Origin of the sequence: Pseudoalteromonas sp. BSi20480, from assembly GCF_000241365.1 — a bacterium.
In the GTDB taxonomy this organism is placed as follows: Bacteria; Pseudomonadota; Gammaproteobacteria; order Enterobacterales; family Alteromonadaceae; genus Pseudoalteromonas; species Pseudoalteromonas marina.
Genome location: NZ_BADX01000054.1, coordinates 36017 through 57889 on the forward strand (window position 1 = coordinate 36017; position 21873 = coordinate 57889).

At 40.3% G+C, this 21873-nt stretch carries 21 protein-coding genes and 1 pseudogene; 7 read left to right on the forward strand and 15 right to left on the reverse strand.

The window, feature by feature from the left end:
• Positions 1-5 precede the first annotated feature (5 nt).
• From rlmH to leuS, 6 genes are read right to left on the reverse strand one after another with little or no spacing between them, the layout of a single operon-like run.
• Complete coding sequence (gene rlmH, locus P20480_RS12860; RefSeq protein ID WP_002958522.1) at positions 6-476, reverse strand: 23S rRNA (pseudouridine(1915)-N(3))-methyltransferase RlmH; 471 nt, start codon at positions 474-476, stop codon at positions 6-8.
• Between the two features lie 37 nt (positions 477-513).
• Positions 514-831, reverse strand: a complete 318-nt coding sequence (gene rsfS / locus P20480_RS12855) for a ribosome silencing factor (protein ID WP_006793397.1) — start codon at positions 829-831, stop codon at positions 514-516.
• Between the two features lie 55 nt (positions 832-886).
• Positions 887-1522 carry a nicotinate-nucleotide adenylyltransferase gene (gene nadD, locus P20480_RS12850; RefSeq protein WP_008128145.1) on the reverse strand — a complete coding sequence of 212 codons (636 nt, stop codon included), beginning with the start codon at positions 1520-1522 and terminating at the stop codon, positions 887-889.
• 24 nt (positions 1523-1546) lie between these two features.
• A complete protein-coding gene (gene holA / locus P20480_RS12845; RefSeq protein WP_008128152.1) occupies positions 1547-2584 on the reverse strand; it encodes a DNA polymerase III subunit delta in 1038 nt (345 codons plus the stop codon).
• Positions 2584-3075 carry an LPS-assembly lipoprotein LptE gene (locus P20480_RS12840; RefSeq protein ID WP_008128156.1) on the reverse strand — a complete coding sequence of 164 codons (492 nt, stop codon included), beginning with the start codon at positions 3073-3075 and terminating at the stop codon, positions 2584-2586. The genes holA and P20480_RS12840 overlap by 1 nt, the downstream gene beginning before the upstream one ends.
• A gap of 1 nt (position 3076) precedes the next feature.
• Positions 3077-5665, reverse strand: a complete 2589-nt coding sequence (gene leuS, locus P20480_RS12835) for a leucine--tRNA ligase (RefSeq protein ID WP_008128157.1) — start codon at positions 5663-5665, stop codon at positions 3077-3079.
• A 290-nt stretch (positions 5666-5955) separates the two neighbouring features.
• On the opposite strand from leuS, the gene P20480_RS12830 reads away from it, so the two are divergent.
• The 3 genes from P20480_RS12830 to P20480_RS12820 all read left to right on the forward strand — a co-directional run bounded on the left by P20480_RS12830 (position 5956) and on the right by P20480_RS12820 (position 9409).
• Positions 5956-6414, forward strand: a complete 459-nt coding sequence (locus tag P20480_RS12830) for a zinc ribbon-containing protein (RefSeq protein WP_006793402.1) — start codon at positions 5956-5958, stop codon at positions 6412-6414.
• A 77-nt stretch (positions 6415-6491) separates the two neighbouring features.
• Positions 6492-8930, forward strand: coding sequence for a Lon protease family protein (locus P20480_RS12825; protein ID WP_008128158.1), 2439 nt, complete (start codon positions 6492-6494; stop codon positions 8928-8930).
• Positions 8931-8932: 2 nt separating this feature from the next.
• Positions 8933-9409, forward strand: a complete 477-nt coding sequence (locus P20480_RS12820) for a BamJ family beta-barrel-assembly machinery protein (RefSeq protein ID WP_008128159.1) — start codon at positions 8933-8935, stop codon at positions 9407-9409.
• A 49-nt stretch (positions 9410-9458) separates the two neighbouring features.
• Here P20480_RS12820 and P20480_RS12815 read toward each other — a convergent pair whose 3' ends face one another.
• Positions 9459-9983 carry a CIA30 family protein gene (locus P20480_RS12815; RefSeq protein WP_008128161.1) on the reverse strand — a complete coding sequence of 175 codons (525 nt, stop codon included), beginning with the start codon at positions 9981-9983 and terminating at the stop codon, positions 9459-9461.
• 326 nt (positions 9984-10309) lie between these two features.
• Here P20480_RS12815 and P20480_RS12810 point away from each other — a divergent pair, with 326 nt between their 5' ends.
• The gene (locus P20480_RS12810; protein WP_008128163.1) at positions 10310-11323 is read left to right on the forward strand and encodes an RDD family protein; all 1014 of its coding nucleotides are present in this window, start codon (positions 10310-10312) and stop codon (positions 11321-11323) included.
• A gap of 40 nt (positions 11324-11363) precedes the next feature.
• A complete protein-coding gene (locus P20480_RS12805) occupies positions 11364-12224 on the forward strand; it encodes an alpha/beta hydrolase (RefSeq protein ID WP_086007394.1) in 861 nt (286 codons plus the stop codon).
• Between the two features lie 62 nt (positions 12225-12286).
• Here the strand turns inward: P20480_RS12805 and P20480_RS12800 are convergent, their stop codons facing one another.
• The 8 genes from P20480_RS12800 to miaB form a co-directional block, all read right to left on the reverse strand.
• Positions 12287-12961 (reverse strand): hypothetical protein, encoded by a 675-nt coding sequence (locus tag P20480_RS12800; protein ID WP_008128169.1) that lies wholly within the window; start codon positions 12959-12961, stop codon positions 12287-12289.
• Entirely contained in the window at positions 12958-13701 is a 744-nt protein-coding gene (locus tag P20480_RS12795; RefSeq protein WP_235420593.1) for a hypothetical protein, read from the reverse strand. The genes P20480_RS12800 and P20480_RS12795 overlap by 4 nt, the downstream gene beginning before the upstream one ends.
• Before the next feature lie 15 nt (positions 13702-13716).
• Positions 13717-14301 carry a hypothetical protein gene (locus tag P20480_RS12790; protein ID WP_008128174.1) on the reverse strand — a complete coding sequence of 195 codons (585 nt, stop codon included), beginning with the start codon at positions 14299-14301 and terminating at the stop codon, positions 13717-13719.
• A 156-nt stretch (positions 14302-14457) separates the two neighbouring features.
• On the reverse strand, positions 14458-16008 hold the full coding sequence (gene lnt, locus P20480_RS12785; protein ID WP_008128178.1) for an apolipoprotein N-acyltransferase: 1551 nt from the start codon (positions 16006-16008) through the stop codon (positions 14458-14460).
• Positions 15989-16873 (reverse strand): CNNM family magnesium/cobalt transport protein CorC, encoded by an 885-nt coding sequence (gene corC, locus P20480_RS12780; protein ID WP_006793412.1) that lies wholly within the window; start codon positions 16871-16873, stop codon positions 15989-15991. The genes lnt and corC overlap by 20 nt, the downstream gene beginning before the upstream one ends.
• 22 nt (positions 16874-16895) lie before the next feature.
• Positions 16896-17354 (reverse strand): rRNA maturation RNase YbeY, encoded by a 459-nt coding sequence (gene ybeY, locus P20480_RS12775; protein WP_008128182.1) that lies wholly within the window; start codon positions 17352-17354, stop codon positions 16896-16898.
• Between the two features lie 4 nt (positions 17355-17358).
• The gene (locus tag P20480_RS12770) at positions 17359-18417 is read right to left on the reverse strand and encodes a PhoH family protein (protein WP_006793414.1); all 1059 of its coding nucleotides are present in this window, start codon (positions 18415-18417) and stop codon (positions 17359-17361) included.
• Between the two features lie 51 nt (positions 18418-18468).
• The gene (gene miaB / locus P20480_RS12765) at positions 18469-19917 is read right to left on the reverse strand and encodes a tRNA (N6-isopentenyl adenosine(37)-C2)-methylthiotransferase MiaB (protein WP_010556002.1); all 1449 of its coding nucleotides are present in this window, start codon (positions 19915-19917) and stop codon (positions 18469-18471) included.
• Between the two features lie 256 nt (positions 19918-20173).
• Here miaB and P20480_RS12760 point away from each other — a divergent pair, with 256 nt between their 5' ends.
• Together P20480_RS12760 and P20480_RS17835 are read left to right on the forward strand one after the other, a co-directional pair.
• Positions 20174-21343 carry an FAD-dependent monooxygenase gene (locus P20480_RS12760; RefSeq protein WP_138922280.1) on the forward strand — a complete coding sequence of 390 codons (1170 nt, stop codon included), beginning with the start codon at positions 20174-20176 and terminating at the stop codon, positions 21341-21343.
• A 181-nt stretch (positions 21344-21524) separates the two neighbouring features.
• A pseudogene (locus P20480_RS17835) lies at positions 21525-21873 on the forward strand (bifunctional diguanylate cyclase/phosphodiesterase); the annotation flags it as partial.

Below are 21873 nucleotides of genomic sequence, written 5' to 3' on the forward strand. Positions count from 1 at the left end.
AGGCGTTACTCGCGATGATAGGGATGATTGTTATTTAAGCTCCAGCCTCTATATAGGCTTTCTGCAACAATAATTCGCACCAAAGGGTGTGGTAATGTTAGGTTCGATAACGACCACTTTTGCTCCGATGCAGCAATGCATTCTGGAGCAAGTCCTTCTGGGCCGCCAATAAGTAAACTTACATCGCGGCCATCGAGTTGCCATTTTTCCATGTTTTTAGCAAGTTGGTGAGTATCTAGCGCTTTGCCAGTGACTTCTAGCGTAACAATACGATTGCCTTTAGGAATAGCGGCTAATGTTTTTTCGCCTTCAATATGTAAAATACGCTTTATATCGGCATTTTTGCCACGTTTACCGGCGGGTATTTCAATTAGCTCTAAAGCCATATCCTTGGGAAAACGGCGCTGGTATTCAGCAAATCCCGTTTCTACCCACGCTGGCATTTTTGTACCAACAGCAATCATTTGTATTTTCACGAATAACTTCCAAGCGTTGCTTTTAACAAGTGGGTGGTTAGCCCCACAGTTTTTCTAGATCGTAATAGCTACGTGCTTCAGTTTGCATCACGTGTACAACCACATCGCCTAAATCAACCAGTGCCCATTCGCCGTCATTTTCGCCTTCATAGCCTAATGGCTCTGAATCTGCATGACGTGCTTCTTTTGCTAAGTGGTCGGCGATTGATTGAACGTGGCGTTTAGACGTGCCAGTACAAATTACCATGTAATCGGTAATGTCTGATTTATCAGTTACGTCTATGTCAACGATGTCACGCGCTTTCATATCGTCAATTTTATCCATTGCAAAGGCGAGTAGTTGTTTTGAATCCAAGGTTTTGTCTCAATTTAAAAATTTAATGGCGCGTATTTTAACACGCTAGGCATTTTTAAGCATCAATTTGATATAGCTGATGCATTTGTATGTAATGACTCACGGCATCGGGTAATAGTTCATTCTTTTTGTTACTTTTTTTAAGATCATCACGAATAGAACTAGAAGCTGCATCAAGCATTTTACCCGGTAAAAAGTAAAGTTTACCACCTAAATGCTCTGTAATAAGAGCGGGGTCATCGACGAGGGCATGTTGCATGTAGTGCTTAAGCTCACCTGTTACCTGACAACTCTGCGCTGGTCGTTGATATACCACAATATGGCAAAGCTCTGTAATTGTTTGCCATTCAAACCACTTATTTAGTGAATTAAATGAATCCATTCCAATCAAAAATAAAATAGGTGTACTTGGGTACTCTTTACGTAGTTCTTGCAGGCTAAGTAATGAGTATGATGGGCCTGAACGATCTAGCTCTCTTAAATCGAGTGCAAAATGAGGGTACGGTTTAATTGCCGCATTGAGCATATTAACACGATGTTCTGTGCTTATACCTGGTGCTGTTTTGTGAGCCGGTAGTGCGCAGGGCATAAAATACAATGTGCTTAAATTAAATGCGCTTACACATTGCTGAGCCATATTAATATGGCCTAAATGAACGGGGTCGAAGGTGCCACCAAAAATAGCAATCATTTTTTTGTCCAACAGGTTAAGCAACTAATTAAGGCTGTGACACGGCATAGGAATATCGAGCGGTTGACAAAACTTAATACAAATATGTGCAAGTGCCTGATAAGGAGCAATTAAGTTGCCTTGTTTATAGCTTGCATCAAATAAAGCAATGTCACTATTAATTTGCTCAAGTACAGTAATATTTAGGCGATTAACGGCATTTTGCACCGGCCCTTGCTGATTTTTCCAAATGGCATTTTGTTTAAATAAGCTGGCTATTGGCTCACCATTTAACAATCCCAATTGCACATTCATCAAGGTGTTGAGTTCTTTTGTAATCGCCCACAATATACTCACAACTTCAGTGTTGTCACTGGCTAATTTGTTTAAAACTTTAATAGCTTGCTTGGCATGACCATTTAATAAGGCATCGCTTAAATCAAAAATATCAAATTTGGCTTGATTTAATAGCCCTTGCATAACCAATTGCTGGGTAATAAGTGCGTTGCCATGCAGTAAAGAGAGCTTTTCAAGTTCCTGAAAACACGCTAATAAATTACCTTCTGTTGCATTGATAAGGCTTAATTTGGCATCATTTTGCATGTTAAGAGCCAAGCGTTGACATTGCTCATCAAGCCATCGTTTTACGTGCGAGCCAGTCAGTGGATAACAAGGTACAAATACACCTTGTTTGTCGAGTGCTTTAAACCAGGCACCGCGTTGTACTTCTTGGCTCGCTTTTGCACCTTTAATAATTAGTATCGTGTCGGGGTTAACAAGCTCAACGACACGCTTAAAGGTATTACTACCAATTACACCGGGCTTTTGCTGGTTTAGGTCAAACTCAATAATAGTGCGTGCACTAAATAACGACATGCTTTGATATTGCGCTATTATTTCCTGCCAATCAAACCCCTGCATTAAAGTAAATTTAATTACTTCATCAAAGCCTTGTGCTTTGGCAGTATCGCGAATTAGCTGAACACACTGTGCTTCTTGAAAAGGCTCTTCACCAAAAACTAAGTAAAAAGGTTTTAAGCCTTTGTTTAACTCGTTAGGTAATTGATTAGCGTAACAGCGCATTACAGTTGCGACAGCTCTCTAACAATACGACGACTTGCTTGTTTACGAATTTCGTTAATTAGCAGCTCTAGCTCTTTGGCTTTGGCAAGTGCGTTATCGGGGTCGTCTTGATAATTTCTATAAAGCTCAAAGCGTTTTTCTATAGCATCTTTATTGGGGTGTTTTAGAACATATGAAACGCCATAGGCAAGTTCGTATTCAGCAACCTGGCCATTTTTAAATAACGACAACGTTTGGCGTTCTATGGTTTCTTTACGTAAATACAGCTGCGCTACGTTTTTAGATGAAGAGGTAAGTTCAACTTCACTTGCTAACAGCTCTTTTTGTAGCTGTTCAAATAAAGCTGATTTTTCGTCATCACCAATTAGCGTAATGAGTTTTAGATTATCAGGCAGGCTTGACGCTTGCTTTAAGTGAAACCCACAACTAGATAACAAAAAACAGACTAGCGCTAAGGCTAGCCCGTTTTTAACGGCCTTAAATACAGCCATATTAGTTAGCAACCACGTTAAGTAGTTTACCTGGCACGTAAATGATCTTACGAATGGTTTTACCATCAGTAAATTTAGTTACGTTAGCTTCTGCAAAGGCAAGTGTTTCTACTTGTTCTTGCGTTGCATCTGCTGCCACAGTTAGCTTAGCGCGAAGTTTACCGTTTACTTGAACGATGATGAGCTTTTCATCTTCAACCAGGGCTGATTCGTCAACTGTTGGCCATGCTGCATCTAAAATATCACCGTCTTTACCTAGTTCTTCCCACAACTCATGAGATAAATGCGGCGTAATAGGGGCAAGCATAATAATTAACGCTTCAAGTGCCTCATTTGCAATGGCAATGTCTTGTGCATCGTTAAGTGGCGCTTTAATTAACTTATTAGACAGCTCCATGATGGCAGCAATCGCCGTGTTAAACGTTTGACGACGTTCAACATCATCACTTACCTTTGCAATGGCTTTGTGTAATTCGCGACGAAGTACTTTTTGTGGGTTAGTAAGCGCAGACTTTTCAAGTGCTTGGTAACCTGCCGCTTTCACGTCTACTGCATATTTCCATACACGTTTTAAGAATCGGTGTGCGCCTTCAACGCCAGAGTCTGACCATTCGAGTGTTTGTTCTGGTGGTGCAGTAAACATCATGAATAAACGCACTGTATCAGCACCGTATTGTGCAATTACTTGTTGTGGGTCTATACCATTATTTTTAGATTTAGACATTTTGCTCATGCCTGAAGAAAATACTGGTTCGCCATCTTCCTTGTGCCATGCTTTAGTAACTCGACCTTTTTCGTCAGTTTCTGTTTCAACATCGCTTGGTGAAATCCAAATATCACCACCTTTTTCATCTTTACGATAGAACGTTTCAGCCAATACCATGCCTTGACATAGTAAACGGTCAAATGGCTCGTCTGAATTTACTAAACCAAAGTCGCGCAATAGTTTATGGAAAAAACGTGAGTACAATAAGTGTAAAATTGCGTGTTCAATACCACCTATGTATTGGTTTACAGGTAACCAATAGTTAGCGGCTGCTGGGTCTAACATGCCCTCGTCGTAACGTGGGCTACAGTAACGTGCGTAATACCAAGACGATTCCATAAAAGTATCGAAGGTGTCAGTTTCGTGAGTAGCAGGTACGCCGTTTACCGTTGCTTTTGCCCATTCTGGGTCTGCTTTGATTGGCGAAGTAACGCCATTCATAACTACATCTTCTGGTAAACGTACTGGCAGCATTTCTTCGGTGGCGGCTAATTCGTTGCCGTTTTCGTCGCTCAGCATTGGAATTGGAGAGCCCCAATAACGTTGGCGGCTAACACCCCAGTCACGTAAACGGAAGTTTACTTTACGCTCACCCACGCCTAGTGCTTCTAGTTTGTCGGCAATCGCATTAAACGCTGCTGAAAAGTCTAATCCGTCAAATTCGCCAGAGTTTACTAATACACCTTTTTCGGTGAATGCTTCTTGCTCTAGGTTTACTTCAAGGTCTGAGCCTTCAGCTGGCGCAATAACTTGTTTAATATCTAGGCCGTATGCATTTGCAAACTCAAAGTCACGTTGGTCGTGGGCAGGTACTGCCATTACCGCGCCTGAGCCGTAATGCATAAGCACAAAGTTAGCCACCCAAATAGGCACTTGCTTGCCTGTTAATGGGTGAGTTGCGTAAAAGCCTGTTGCAATGCCTTTTTTCTCCATTGTTGCCATATCTGCTTCGGCTACTTTGGTGTTTTTGCATTCTTCAACAAACATTGCAATCGCATCGCTGTTTTTAGCTGCTTCTTGGGCAATAGGGTGGCCACCGGCAACGGCGAGATAAGTTACACCCATGAAGGTATCTGGACGTGTAGTGTATACGCTAAACTTTTCGTTGTTATCGGTACGCGTAAATTCAATGTCTAAACCTTCAGAGCGGCCAATCCAATTGCGCTGCATGGTTTTAACTTGCTCAGGCCAGTCTTCTAATTTGTCTAAATCGTCTAAAAGCTCTTGTGCGTAGTCGGTAATCTTAATAAACCACTGTGGAATTTCTTTTTGCTCAACCACAGCGCCAGAGCGCCAACCGCGACCGTCAATAACTTGTTCGTTAGCAAGTACAGTTTGATCAACCGGATCCCAGTTTACGGTCGACATTTTTTTGTACACTAAGCCTTTTTCGTAAAGCTTAGTAAAAAACCACTGCTCCCACTTATAGTACTCTGGGTGACACGTTGCAATTTCACGATCCCAATCGTAACCAAAACCTAATTGCTTAAGTTGGTTACGCATGTAATCAATGTTTTCGTAAGTCCACTTTGCAGGCGCTGTTTTATTTTTAATAGCGGCGTTTTCTGCTGGTAAACCAAACGCATCCCAACCCATAGGCTGCATTACGTTTTTGCCTTGCAGGCGCTGGAAACGAGAAACAACATCACCAATGGTGTAGTTACGCACATGACCCATATGCAGTCGACCACTCGGATAAGGGAACATAGAAAGACAGTAATATTTTTCTTTGCTCTCATCTTCAGTGACTTTAAATACTTGGTTTTCTTCCCAGTAGCTTTGTACTTTTGACTCTATATCTTGCGGGTTATATTGCTCTTGCATCTACGATTCCAGACTTCTTGCAAACTAATAAAAAATTGCCGATAGGATAACCCAAATAAAGCACTATTCACAGCGTCAAAAACACCGTTTTGCTAAATTGTAACCTTCATGTCAGGTTAACCTATACTTATCTATGTTAAACGTCAGGCGTGTTGACCTGTGTAGATTGAAATTTGCTCAGTTTAGGGTTTTCTAATCACATTATAAAATGTTACCTAGTGGCCTGAGTAAAGATTCATAAATATTGCGTCAACCCAACTCGTTTATTAGCAATTTTGAAGGAGTACATAATGGCAGATTATAAAGCATGGCTTAGTGATTTAAGCGCGTGGCTAAAAGACATCAAAGATCATGAGGTAAAAGATGCGGTAACTCGTTTTGTTGAATCAGAGCAAGCACTTAAAAATTTAGGTGAGGAAAAGTATCAGCTTTACCGCAACTACTTAAAACGCGACATAGCGCACCTTAGCGAGAACGATTCCCACTATAATTCGCTTGCATGGCAAGAACTTAAAGAGTCTTTATGGTTTGAACTTTCACATATAGAAGACAAAACTCAACTGGAATGGCAATCCCTAAACCAAGATTTTAAACATAATGGGGTGTATCACGCAGGTGAATGGATAGCCATGGGCACATTAGTATGTAAGAATTGCACTCATAGTTACGATGTTTATCACGCCACACAAATTTTACCGTGTATTGAGTGTGATGGAATCTATTTTAGTCGTAAGGCACTGCACCCTTAAGCATATGTATTAAGTGGCTGCTGGCCACTTAATACGCCCAAAAGCCAGCGATTATGCTGGTATATAAAGAAGTTAGAATGACGAAAAAACTGCTGCCACTACCTGTATCAACGCTTGCACCTAGTATTTCTGCTAATCACGTACTGACGTGCATGAATAATCCCTACCCAGAGCAACTCAATTTTATTGGGCAACAACGTGCACAAAGTGCGCTGGACTTTTCGCTGGGGATGGAATTACCTGGTTATAACGTTTACGTTATGGGCGAAGCCGCACATGGGCGTTACACACTCGTAAAGGACAAACTAAAACAACATGCCAAAGGCCGAGTAACCCCAAACGAATGGTTGTATGTTAATAACTACGACGACCATCGCGAGCCAATAGCATTGTTTATGCAGGCAGGGCAAAGCAAGCAATTGAGTGACGACATAGACTCATTTTTAGACGAAGTGCTCGACACGTTTCCAGCCGCATTCGATAACCCTGCTTATCAGCGAAAGAAAAAATCAATTGATCGTGAATTTAATGATGCTTACGACAGCGCAATTACCGCCGTTGAAGTGGCTGCGCTTGAGCAAAGTGTTGCACTTGTTGAAGAAAAAAGCTCAGTGGGCTTTGCGCCACTTATAGATGGCAAGCAGTTGAGTGATAGCGAGTTTGCAGAACTAGAAGATGAACTTCGCGAAGCGTTTTTTGAGAAAATAGAAAAACTAGAAGATGCGTTAATTGAAGCTCTGATAGAGTTGCCGCGTTGGAAACGTGAATCAAAAGAAAAACTCCGCAACCTTAAAAAGTCGACCGCTGAGCAAGCAACCAAACCACTGTTAAAAGATTTAGAACATAAATACGCCACACATATTGGCGTGCTTAGATATTTAAAAGACATACGTGTAGAAATTATAGATGCTGTACTTGAATGGCTAGACGATGAAGACGAAAACGAAGAAAATAAGGAAGACTTTGATCGTAAAGGCATGCTCACTGACTTTTTTGCACCGAATATTTTAGTCGAGTTTAAAGAAGACGATGCAGCCCCTGTGGTGTACGAGCCTAACCCTACCTTTGGTAATTTATTTGGCAAAATAGAGTATGCCACTTCACAAGGTACACTAATCACCAGCTACCGCTCAATTCAGCCCGGTGCATTACACCGTGCAAATGGCGGTTATTTGATAATGGATGCTGAAAAAGTAATGGCTAACCCGCAAGTGTGGGATGGGCTAAAGTTATCGCTGAAAATGCACCAAATTAAAAATGACTTACCATATCAAGATAGTACAGTAGGCACGAGCTTTACGCTTCGCCCGCAATTGATCCCACTTGATGTAAAAATTATTTTATTAGGCTCGCGCGATTTGTATTACACCATAGGTGAATACGATGAAGAATTCGCAGAGCTATTCAGAGTACTAGCAGACTTTGATTACTATTTACCAAGCAGTGATAAGTTACAGTATCAGTTTATTACTAAAGTAACAGAGTACTGCGAAAAAACGCTTAAGTGCACTACAACGCAAGCCGCTATGGTGAGATTGCTTAAATTTAGTTATCGCCAAGCTGAGCATCATAATAAGCTTTCAGCGCGTTTTGCTGATGTGTTAGAGCTGGTGGCTGAGGCAAGTTACTACGCAAAACAAGATAAGCTAACGGTTATTGATGCGCATCATATTGATGAAGCCATTGAGGGTAAGCAATACCGCACCGGTCAAATTAGTGAAAATATGCTTAGTGATATCAAAGAAGGTCATACGTTAATTGCTACAACTGGACAAGCCATTGGTAAAGTAAATGGCTTAACGGTACTGCACATTGGTGATACGTCGTTTGGCACACCGGCGCGAATTACTGCCACGGTATACGCCGGCGCTGATGGCGTAATAGACGTAGAGCGCGAAGCAGAACTGGGTAAAGCTATTCACTCTAAAGGCGTGATGTTACTTACCGGTTATTTAGGTAATAAATATGCCCAGCAGTTTAGCCTTACGCTCAGCGCAAACATTGCAATAGAACAAAGCTATGGCTACATAGACGGCGATAGTGCCTCGTTGGCTGAGCTTTGCGCGTTAATTTCGGCTATTACAAGCTTACCAATAAGCCAATCAATTGCGCTTACCGGCTCTATAAACCAACATGGTGATGTACAAGCTATTGGTGGTGTAAACGAGAAGATAGAAGGCTTTTTTAAGTTGTGTAAAATGCGCGGCTTAACGGGTGAGCAAGGCGTCATTATTCCTAAGTCAAACCAAGTTAATTTGGTTTTAGACGACGAAATACTCAATGCAGTAGAGCAAGGCAAATTTAATATTTACGCAGTAGAGACGGTCGATCAGGCGCTAAACTTACTGATGGATATTGAAGCGGGCGAACTCATCGACGATGTATACCCTGAAAGTTCAGTAAACGGCATCGCACTTGCGCGTCTAAAAGAGATAGCCGATATTGTTAATGGCGATAACGAAGACGATGCGGATGACGAGCTAGAAAACGAAAAACGAGAAGACGAGAAAAACTAATTATGATCAATATTATTTTGGCGGTTGTGATCGCTATTTTGTGCGTTTTAATATTTAAAAACAGTAAAAAGGCCAAACAACAGTCGATTGCTAATGCGCAAATTGAAAGCGACTATTTAGTGGCAAACGCTAAGGTAGATGGTGTATTAGAAACTGCATCTGGCCTGCAATATAAAGTATTGCACAAAGGAGAAAACAGCAACACACCTAGCCCAACAAGTATGGTCAATGTGCATTACCACGGTACACTCATCGACGGAACTGTGTTTGATAGCTCAGTAGAGCGCAAGTCACCTATCAGCTTTGGTTTACACCAAGTTATTAAAGGGTGGACCGAGGGGTTACAGTTAATGAGCCCGGGAGATAAATTTCAGTTTTATATACCGCATCAGTTGGCTTATGGCGAAAAGCGGGTAGGGAGTATTCCACCAGCATCACTGCTTATTTTTGAAGTAGAACTGCTTGCAATAGAGTCGTAAACTTACCGTGTATGCTCACTTTTAACCGATTAAAAGTGAGCATGACGTACTAACCTGCAAATTCAATGTGTGCTATTTCAAGCTTAAATTTTCCCGCCTGTTTTCCTGCAATCATAAAACCAAGTTGTCTAATATCACTAAAATCAATCACTGGTTGCTGGGTTAGCGTACGACCACGAAAAGTAAGCGTAAAATCGCTTGGGTTAAAATTAATGTTAGTCCATTCATTTTCTATTGTTTTAAATGAGTGTGTATACGCAGGTCCATCAAGGTAGTTGGATGTACGCAGCCTTAGTTGATACGTTTGACCGTCACCTTTAACACGTAAATTAATAGTATTTGCGTTTTGGCCCTGTGTGTTGAGCTCAGTGCGGATAGAAGCAAACCCTCCGTTATTTTTAAGCGATACATTACCTTCAAATACCAATGCCTCTTTTGTATGGCTTACTTGGCTATTAGACACGCCCCCCATGACCGAATCGTTTACAACGTACCAACGCTGATTGGCGTTAACCTCTGCGCTTAGCAGCAAAGTATTAAATATAAAAAGAGAGGCTAATTGTTTAGTGGTCATTGGGGTTGCTCCTAAAGGCTTTGATTATCTAATACGATCACATATATAAATTGTTCACTTAACCTAAACTAATTTATTAATAACGCGCAGGGCTTGCTGGCTTTTAAGGATAAAATATGTGAAATCTAGGGTTATTTAGTCGCTGCGCAAAGTTTGTAACTTAGTGGGCTAAATAAAAGTTGAGTAAAGCTTCTGCGTCCCGCTCACCCTTTTACCTTCACCATGAAGGCAACAAACAGTAAATAGCGCTTGTTTGAATTAGCTTGAGCAAAAAATAAAAAGCGCGTAAGTTAAACGCGTTACCTATTTTAATAACAAGAATTAAAATGAAAGCAAAAGAAATAGAACAATTAGAATTATCTAAAACCGAAACTAGAGAAGTCATTACCCCTTATGCATTTAAGGTTGATAACGCTCTGTTAGGCATACCTCTAGCAACACCTCTTAAACGAGCTTTAGCAATAGTAATAGATGTCGCCCTAATATTTGTAGCTGCAAAGCTTAGCGCCACCTTAATTGCGTTTGTTGCTGCTATGGCTTTTTATAAAGGCACTGCGCAGCAATACCTTCCTAAAATGTCGAATGTATGGCGAAGAATATTAAAAATAATGGCAGCGAGTATTTTATTTGTAAGCGCTCTTGCTGTGCTTTCAATTGGCATAGACTACTTAGAAGACGATAACAGTGAAATCGGCTCAGTTATTCAAGGTGTTAAAATAGAAGACGAAATACAGCTTACTGAGTTAGAAAAACACCGTGTAAATGCCTATTTAATTGAAGTAGTAGACGAGAGCTGTGAGCAGTCTTGCCAACAAAATGCGCTTGATAATTTGATAGGACAAGTACCCAAGTTAGCAGAAATGGACGACCTTCAAAGCCCACAACTTGCTAGAGCACTTTTACAATTATTAGTGCTCAGTGAAAATAACGAAATAAAGCCTGCACAGTTAATAGAAGAAAAACCTGCGCAAACAACTACAAACAGTATTTTGCAGTGGGGTAAAGGTATTATTCAAGACTTAGGCTTAGGTTTTGGGTGGGCTGCTGTTTATTTTACGCTATTTTCATTACTTTGGCGTGGCCAAACTCCCGGTAAGAAGGTGTGCAATATACGTGTTGTTGCCTTAAATGGCGAACCACTTGGTTTGCTTGATTGCTTTGGTCGCTACGGTGGTTATGGCGCGGGTTTTGCCACTGGGTTGCTAGGCTTTTTACAAGTGTATTGGGACCCAAACAGGCAAGCCATTCAAGATAAAATATCAGCGACTGTGGTTATTCAAGGTAGCGTAAAGCAAATTGTGAATTTAGAAACAGTAGAAGAAACCGTAAAAGCTAAATAATTAATAGTTATAGGTAATAGGTACGCTAGTGAAGTTTTTAATGTTGACGATTACCACTTTATTTTTTGCAATCAGTGCAAGTGCTTCCGAGTCGGTTGTGTTAGCAAAGAATAACCATATTGAGTCTCGAATTTTAAAAGAGAGGCGATTTTATAGCGTTTACTTACCACCTAGTTATAGCCAAAATACTGATAAAACATACCCTGTAGTTTACTTACTTGATGGTGATAGCACACATTTAAAAGCAGTTGCAGGGCTGGTGGAAGCGTTAAGTACAGAGCGTTTAGAGCAGCAAATACAGCAAGCAATTATTGTAGCTATTCCTAACAGCCAAAACGCAATAAGAGAGCGCGACTTTACCCCAACCAATGTTGACTGGACGTTTAACGGAAAATTATTAGAAAGGTTTGAAAATATCGGCAATGCCGCAAACTACAGTGCATTTTTTGAAAAAGAACTTATTCCACTGATTAATCAAAATTACCGCACATCAACTAAACGGGTATTAATTGGTGAGTCTTTTGGTGGCTTGTTTGCAAGTTACGTACTGTTGACTAATCACACATTATTTACAGATTACTTAATAATTAATGCTACCTACATTTGGGATAATAATTATTTAAACCGTTATTTTAAAAATAACCAACTTGAAAACAAACAGATGTCAGGAGATGTGTATTTTACCTTTGCGAATAACGCAACAGCATTTGGTGATATAGGTAAAACAAATTATCAGTGGGGATTGGCGTTTGCAGATAAATTAAGGAATCACCCAAGTAAAAAATTAACAGTAAAACAGCGTTACTTTGAAAACGAAACACACGGTACCGTTGCTGCACTTAGCTGGTATTATGGATTGAGAAAATTACTTCAACAATCAGTTGTAATTGAGAATCGATAAAAACTATAAATTAAAGTCCAATAACTAGCTAAAGTTTTAGTTAATTATTGGACGATCGAAGACTATTTTACTTTTGTATTTAACAAGACAATAGGAGTTAAAATATGCTTAAGTATTTGCTCATATTTATCGTTATCAGTTAAGTCAGGGGCATGTAGATCTAGGCCAACCTCATGAAAATTATTTTTTTCAACGTCATTATAATATTGTAAGGCGATACTAATTGCAGGCCTGAATTCGACTGAGTCTCTTGACCTTGTCAATACGTGCTGCTCAACACCATTCCAAGTTGCAGTGCCATCTACTATTTTAATTGAATTTTCTTTTGGGTGGATAACCAGCAAATTGCCAATATTTGGATACGTTTGCTTAATGCTGTTAAACGTAAATTGTATAGCTGCTTGCACTCGTTCTGATTCGAGTTTGCCTGATTTTGTGTTAAAAGCACCGCCTTGTTCAATAATAAAGTTATCAAACATGGGTTGAACTTTAGGGTTTAGGTTAGTTAAGTTATATTTTTTTGAAAAGTTAATTACGTTATTATCAAATGCTTCTCTATAGAGTGCTTTGTTACCGGTATTGGCTGTTGGTAACCATATATAGGCTAGGTTACTATGTGTTGCCGGTTTAGCGATTGTAATTCCATTCGCTATCACTTTAGGGTCGCTATTGTATTGAAATAGTTTGCAACCGACTAAATTGAGTAAAACGATGATGACAACCATGTGTTTAATCATTTTTTCGTCTTCCAAGTGTCGATTGTTTTTAATGCGAACTGTAAAGCACTATCCAATTTTGCAGGGTCTTTAAATAATTTATCGGCATCTTTCACAATAATTTCTTCATCACTGTTAAATTGTGCCACTAACTCAATACCTCCAGAGCCCATAGTTAAGAGTGTGTCTTTCTCATCTCTAATTCTGATATACACTCTGCTTCCTGGCACATAACCTTGTTCGTTTTGAAATAACGATACGAATATATCACCCCCATCGGCACCACCTTCAAGGTAAGACTCTTCTTGGCCATACCACTTGGCTACGTGGCCTAATAAAATACTGTTTGTAAAATGTGCGCGTACAGTATCAACACCTGCAAACACAAAAGCATTTACACCGAGGTTTGTTTTTGTAGTGGCAAGCGCTTCTTTCCAGAGTTCATTACGTAGGTTTTCATTTGCTTGTCCTGTAAGCGGGTCGTATAAGTTCTCAGCGTTATCTAATAATTGATTAAATACCGTATAAACTTCGCTGGCGTCTACTACTTTAAAACCACGCGCTTCAAGTGCTTTTTTTATTGGCGCTTTATAATGATTTTTTAATTGTTTTTCAAAATAAGTGAGATCTTCTTCAACATAAAAACCGCCAAATCCAAGTACCTGATAATTTGCTTTTAGTTGTCCCGTATTCATGTAGTTTGGTGAGGATTTACATCCACTTAATATGACAAGGATAATAATGGTAAAAATATATCTCATAAAAACTCCTGAAAATTAAAGTAATTTGATACCAATTTTAGCGAACGATGTAAGGGTAAGTTGCCTATATTCACTTCCACCAACTTGTGAGCGCCAATTGATTGTTGTTTTTTTATTATTCAAACTGCTATCAGTATAAAAAATTAAGTATTTGGCTTCCTCTGGTAGAGTAAATTGAGTTTTGTAATATAGGTTACCAGCTAAATCTAATGTTGTTGGTAAACCATTTTCCCACGCCTCATAAGGTTTAAGGTGTTTTATAATCTGCTTTGATTTATCTAACAGTATTAACTCAGGGTAAACAAGCGTTGCTGTTTGAATAAATGCGCCATTGGCGTAACTAAAAACTTGAGCGAAGCGACTATTATTTGGTTTTTCAATTGCAATGAATGGGCTTTTGGCTTCATTAAAAACTCTAATAGGCTGGTTCTTTAAATCATAAGAGGTCAGCTTGTTTATTTGCTGTGTTGTAAATGCAATATCGCTTAAGTTGGCACAGCAGGCGGGATTACTTTTTAGTCTTGATAGGTCACTTTTAGCTGAATTAGCGCAGCCAAACAATAATATGACTAAGGTTGCTATGCTTATTACTTTTTTCATAAATATTTTAATTATTATTAGTATATTGATAGTAACTAATATGAAATAAGACTAAAACACATAAATTTATAATATGTAACTCAATGTAAATAAAATTAAATATGAATTGTTCACACAAGCTTATTCTCTAATTTGACCCATAAATATTGAGTACTTTTAGTTTTTAAATCGCATTAGAGTCCCACCAATCCCCAATAACGTCACAATTCCCCATACAAACACATTGCCATATTGGCTATACACACTATTACCTTGTATCAATTTTACATCGGCCTTTAATACAGCGGCTTCAAACTGTGGCATGGTTTGTTGTGTATTGCTTAGCGGGTCGTATACGGCGCTTACACCGTTGTTGGTAACACGTACCAGCGGGCGTTGTAACTCAAGGGCACGCATGCGGGCAATTTGCATGTGTTGCAATGGCCCAATTGATTGACCAAACCACGCGTCGTTACTGACAGTAAATAATATATCTGAGTTAGTTTTATAATTGCCACGTACTAAATCGGCAAATACTATTTCGAAGCAAATAGCAGGGAGCAGATTAAAGCCATTGGCGCGCAAGTTATTTTGTATTCTGTCGCCACGCGTAAACGACGACATAGGTAAATCAAACAAAGGCGCGATTGGGCGCAGAATATCTTGAAACGGTACAAATTCTCCAATCGGTAGTAACTGGTGTTTTTGATAGCGATTTTTACCGAGGTATTCATAATGGCCGTGCTCGTCGCCGCGCTCTTTGTTACCCAGCACTATAAGTGTATTAAATATGGTTTTAGTATCGATTTGGTAGTCGACAATGCCCGTTATAAGGGCGGTTTCATTAAATGAGGCTGCGCTATCTAGCCCAGCTAAGTAGCTGTCGGCAAGGGCTTCTATTTCAGGAACCGCTGCTTCTGGCCATACAATTAAGTCAGCATCCCAATGTGGGCGAGTCATGTCTTGGTATTTGCTCATGGTGGTCCAAAACTCGCTAGGCTCAAAGCGGAGGTGCTGCTTTATATTGCCTTGTACTAGTAAAGTCGACATTGACTTACCTGAGTACTCTACGGTGTTTGTTGCACGCGAACCAATGCATAAAACAGTAAATACAGTGAGCGTAACCAGCGGGGTCTTTATGTCTTTTTGTGTTAATCGGTACAGTGCAAAGCCAATGGCAATACATACTAAGGTCAGTCCAAATTCACCAATGTATGGGGCCAGTATATTTAATGGTCCATCGGTTTGGGTATACCCAAAACTTAACCACGGAAATCCGGTAAGGACCACACCCCGTAAATATTCACTAAGAGCAAAAAAGCTAATAAGCAGCAAACCAAAGCTATTTGGGCTGGTGGCAAAACGAGTTGTTAAGTAGAGCGCTAAGGCGGGATAAAGCGCTAAGTAGCCGCACAATAGTGCCATTAACGAAAAAGAGGCTACAAGCGGCATACCGCCAAAGGTAGCTATAGACACGTGTACCCAACTAATACCTGCACCAAACCAGCCTAAACCAAATATAAAACCATATTTAGCGGCACTCTTCGCATGGGCTTTTCCGGTATTGTTTGGATTAATACAAAAAATGACAGCTGCAATACTAATAAATGCAATTGGCCAAATTTCAAAAGGGGAGTAGCTAAAAGTTAAAATAAGGCCCGCAATAAATGCGAGCCATGATTTTATATCTTTTGCTAATAGGGTCAGTCTAGTTAGCAGTTTCTTCACTGTCGGTGTCATCAGCCTTAGGAACGGTGACTTGCAGTTGCAAGATACGACGATTGTCGGCATTGGTTACTTTAAATTGGTAACCATCTATGTCTATTGTTTCACCACGGCTAGGCATATGGCCAAATGCATGTAAAACGGTGCCACCAATAGTGTCGGCTTCTTCTGTGCTATATCCTGTGCTGAAGTGCTCGTTAAAGTCATCTACTGGCGTTAAGGCCTGAACAACATGAACGTGTTTTGCAAGTTGACGAATGTCTTGTTGTTCTTCTTCTTCGTCGTGCTCGTCTTCTATTTCCCCAACAATGGTTTCAAGAATATCTTCAATTGTAACGAGTCCCGATACGCCGCCGTATTCATCAATAACGACAGCCATATGATAGCGTTGCTGACGAAATTCATTAAGCAGAGTGTCAACACGTTTGCTCTCAGGTACGACCATGGCAGGGCGTAAGTAATCGCGTATTGAAGGTAAATGCTCGTCTTTATTTAAGATAAGCGGCAGCAAATCTTTAGCAAGTAAAAAACCTTCCACGTGATCTTTGTCTTCAATCACCACAGGGAAGCGTGAGTGAGTTGAGTCAACCATCATGGGTATTAGCTCTTCAAGCGGGCTGTCGATCTCAAGAGTGACCATTTGTGAGCGCGGGATCATTATGTCTCGCACTTTAAGCTCAGATACACTAAGCACACCTTCAATCATTTCTTTTGTTTCTGGATCGATTACGTCTCGTTCTTGCGCATCGGCAATCACTTCGACCAGCTCTTCTCTATTCTGGGGTTCCCCTTGCAGCATTTGGGTTATTCTACCCAGCCACGTTTTGCCAGAAGAACCCTGGCTAGATTGCGAGTTACCGTCGCTCATTGCGTCTAATTGCTCCGTTAATTTAAATTTCGTCCCGGTATGGGTCTGCTATATTTAGCTCTGCAAGTAATTGCTTTTCTATGCTTTCCATTTGCAAAGCGTCTTCACTCTTTATATGGTCAAATCCAAGTAAATGCAAGCACCCATGAATGACCATGTGGGCAAAGTGGTCATGAAATGACTTCTCTTGCTCCACTGCTTCAGCCAATACAATGGCTGGGCAAATAACTAAGTCACCAACAAGGGGAAGCTCTATTCCTGGTGGCGCTTCAAATTCAAACGACAATACGTTAGTAGGTTTGTTTTTACCCCGGTAGTCGTTATTAAGCTGTTGTGATTGCGCTTCGTCGCTAATTAATATGGTGAGTTCAGACTCATCACGATATTGGCTTAACGCTTTATCAGCCCATAATGCAAATTGGGCCTCACTAGGGAGGTTGTCAAACTCACAGGCTATTTGTAAATCAAGTTCGGTTGTCAAAGTATTACTCTTTAGTAGTAGAGTTAAGTTGAGCAGCTAGCTCGTCTTTTGCTTTTTGCTTTTCAATTCGCTTCAAGCGCTCGCTCTCATCGTTACGCTCGTATGCTTCAACAATGCGCGCAACAACAGGGTGGCGCACTACATCGTGTGCTTTGAAGTAGTTAAAACTAATTTCATCTACGCTATCGAGCACTTCTATAGCATGGCGTAGACCAGAGCGTGTACCGCGCGGTAAATCAACTTGGGTTATATCACCAGTGATCACCGCCTTTGAATTAAACCCTATACGGGTTAAAAACATTTTCATTTGTTCTGCTGTGGTATTTTGACTTTCATCTAAAATAATAAACGCATCGTTTAATGTACGACCACGCATATAAGCAAGGGGTGCAACTTCAATGATATTTTTTTCTATTAGCTTTTCGACTTTTTCAAAACCGAGCATCTCGAATAGCGCATCGTAAAGCGGGCGCAGGTATGGGTCAATTTTTTGGCTTAAGTCACCAGGTAAAAAACCAAGCTTTTCACCAGCTTCTACAGCGGGGCGCGTTAACAAAATACGACGGATTTCTTGTCGCTCAAGGGCATCAACTGCGGCAGCTACTGCTAGGTAGGTTTTACCTGTACCAGCAGGGCCTATACCAAAAGTAATGTCGTGATTTAATATGTTGGCAACGTAAAGGCCTTGGTTGTCGTTTCGCGGCTTAATAACACCACGGCGCGTTTTTATAACCATTTCTTTGCCGTATGCACTGCTTGAAGCATCTTGCTCTAGGGCTTTAGATTCTGTAATTGCCAAGTGAACATTATCAGGTTCTATTTCACCAATAACACCGCGTACAGGTTGAGTATCAACATATAGATTTTTTAAGATTTCGACCGCAGAGGCACTATTGAGTAGTTTTCCCGTTACTTTAAAAAAGTTGTCACGGTGAATAATTTCAACAGCTAGGCGGCGTTCAATTTGTTTGATGTTTTCGTCAAACGGGCCACATAAAGAAGATAGGCGTTTGTTATCGGCAGGTTCTAAATAAATCTCTAATGTTTTTAACTGATTACTCAAAATTGCTTCCTATAGAACGGCGCCAGTATTTACTGGCGCTAGGTATATTGACTAAGGGACGAAAGTAGCTACGCCAATCTCGTTAACAGTCTCTGGTTTTGGCTCACTGCTTGCTGCTTTGGTTAAAATAGCTGATGGAGCGATATCGCGTCGTAAGTTCATTTCTGATTCTGTACGAATTAAGTCACCACGTAAAGAGTTAGGCAGTGCTTCAGTGATACGTACGTCAACGAACTGGCCGATCACCGAATGTGGTCCAACAAAGTTAACAACACGGTTATTTTCGGTTCGACCGCGTAATTCCATTGGATTCTTTTTCGATGGACCTTCAACCAAAATACGCTGTTCTGTATCGAACATTTGGCGGCTAATGTGCTGTGCCATTTGTGTAATACGGTTCTGTAACAGGTATAAGCGTTCTTTTTTCTCTTGCTCAGTTACGTCGTCTGGTAAATCTGCCGCAGGTGTACCAGGGCGTGCGCTGTAAATAAAGCTAAAGCTCATATCAAACCCAATATCGTTGATAAGGTTCATAGTGGCTTCAAAATCAGCTTTACTCTCACCTGGGAAACCGATGATGAAATCTGACGACATGCTTAAGTTAGGGCGAATTTTACGCAGCTTTCTAATTGTTGATTTGTATTCAAGTGCTGTATGGCCGCGTTTCATTAGGTTTAGTATACGGTCAGAGCCACTTTGTACCGGTAAGTGTAAGTGATCTACAAGCTCTGGTACGTCAGCATATGCATCAATAATATCTGGTGTAAATTCTACTGGGTGCGATGTTGTATAACGAATACGGTCAATACCATCAATTGCAGCAATTAATCGAATTAAATCTGAGAAGTAGCAAATGTCGCCATCGTGAGTATCACCACGGTATGCGTTTACATTTTGCCCTAATAGATTTACTTCACGCACGCCTTGCTCTGCAAGTTGTGCCACTTCAAGGAGCACGTCATCAACTGGGCGGCTAACTTCTTCGCCACGAGTATAAGGTACAACACAAAAGGTACAATACTTAGAACACCCTTCCATTATTGATACAAACGCAGAAGGGCCCTCAGCTTTTGGCTCAGGTAGGCGGTCAAACTTTTCAATTTCTGGGAACGAAATATCAACAACAGACGAACCTTTATTACCTTGCACTTGTTTAATCATTTCAGGTAAACGGTGCAGTGTTTGTGGGCCAAAAATAACATCTACAAATGGAGCTCGCTGGCGAATAGAATCACCTTCTTGAGAGGCAACACAACCGCCTACACCAATAATTAGCTCTGGCTTGTCGTCTTTTAACAACTTCCAACGGCCTAATTGGTGAAATACTTTTTCTTGTGCTTTTTCACGAATTGAACAGGTGTTAAGTAAGATTACGTCGGCATCTGTTGCATCTTCAGTTAGCTGGTAGCCATTGGTGGCATCTAAAAGTTCAGCCATTTTCTGAGAGTCGTATTCGTTCATCTGACAACCCCAGGTTTTGATATGCAGCTTTTTGCTCATTGAAATTTAGCCTCGTGTTCAATTCGATAATGGCACAAATATGTGCTTGAAACAGAATTAAGGAGCAAGCTTGCTCACTTAAAGGACGCGTATTTTAGCTGGATACCCGCCCAGATCCAAGTATAGTTTTCATGTTTGTGATCTCAAATCAAACTCAGACGAGTTTAATAGCTTGATAGTTATATACTCTCGCACTATAGCGGCGAGTTACGGTACAATTAAAATAGATTAACGTATTAACAAAATGATGATAAACATGACTCAAAATAATGTGATAGTGGTTGGCGGCGGCATGGTTGGTGCGGCAATGGCAATAAAGTTAGCACAACAGGGAAAGTCAGTGCGCATTATCGAAAAACACCTAATTGATCCGCCTCATGTTTTGAGTAATGACAACGTTGATATAAGAGTATCGGCTATTAATCGTTTTTCTGAAAAGTTACTCGATGGTTTAGGGGCTATGCCCATTTTAAGAAATGGCCGGATTGCACCATACCAACAGTTAGAAGCTTTTGAGCGCGGCGACGATAAATTGTTATTTGATTGCGCCGACATTAATACCACGCATTTGGGCCACTTAATCGAAAACAGTTTAATACAAGCCAGTTTATGGATGCAGTTTGAGCAATACGATATTGAAGTCATCGAGCAAAAACAGATTGTTAGTAAAATTGAACAAAATGCCGATTCGATTACCTTGGTATATGGCGAGCAACGCTATACCGCCGGCTTAGTGGTTGCAGCCGATGGCGGACAATCGCAATTACGAACTAAAGCAAATATTGGTGTAACCGGTTGGCAGTACCAGCAGCAATGTATGGGCGTACTTATTAAGTTGGACGCGCCTCAACAAATAAAGACATGGCAGCAATTTACCCCATCAGGCCCATTGGCTTTTTTACCTATGCAAGCACCTTACGCTAATTTAATTTGGTACGACGATGCCAACACATTAAACACATTTAAAGGATTAGATGGAGCACAATTAAAAAGTCATATTTTGGCTAAGTTCCCTGGCCTTGTAGGCGATTTTGAAGTGCAAAGTCATGCTGTGTTTCCAATTACTCGTCAACATGCTAATAATTATTCTTATGGTCGTTTGGTGTTAGTAGGCGATGCTGCGCACACTATTAACCCATTGGCTGGGCAGGGCGTTAACTTGGGTTTCCAGGACGTGGTCGCCTTAGCCACTCTATTAAATGATGCAACCGACGTCGGATGCGCGTTAAAGCTGCAAGAGTACGAACGCACTCGCCGAAAAGCTAACTTATTAATGATGAGTATGATGGATGCCTGCTATTTTGGTTTTTCAAACCAAATAGCCCCACTAAAATGGGCGCGTAGCCAATTTCTAAAAATGGCTAACAATACTGGGGTGGTAAAAAACTGGGTATTAAAGTACGCAATTAGCGGTGAATTTAGCTAAGAATATGCGTTTACATTTAAGATATGTATTTTACTCATTAAACCAATTTGTAATCATTTGACTATTCAGCTCTTAAAATGAGAGCTTAAAAGTTATTTTAAAGCTCTTAATCCTAATTTTATTTCCCTTTTACGTATATTTGCCATACTCAAGCAATAAGAAGTCTTTAGTTTGAGGGCCTATGGAAAGTTTATTAATTGTAATCTTATTAGGTATTTTGCTTTTAGGTTTTAGCATTCAGCCAATAATAACAATATGCAAAAAGACTAAAAATATGGCATGGAGTTTACTTCTTGCTTTAGTTGTCTTATTTATTTTTGGGTATTGTTGGATATTACATTATTTTGCAAATAACACTTTAGATAACTTGGTCTTAATTAGTATCTCACTCATTTTATTAGGAGGGGGTATTTTTGTATTTCTAATAATGCGCCTCAGCTTAAAAAGTATTTTAGAAATAGAAAAGTCTGAAAATCATCAACGATTCCTAGCAGAGCATGACAGCTTAACAAGCCTCCCTAATCGCAAGT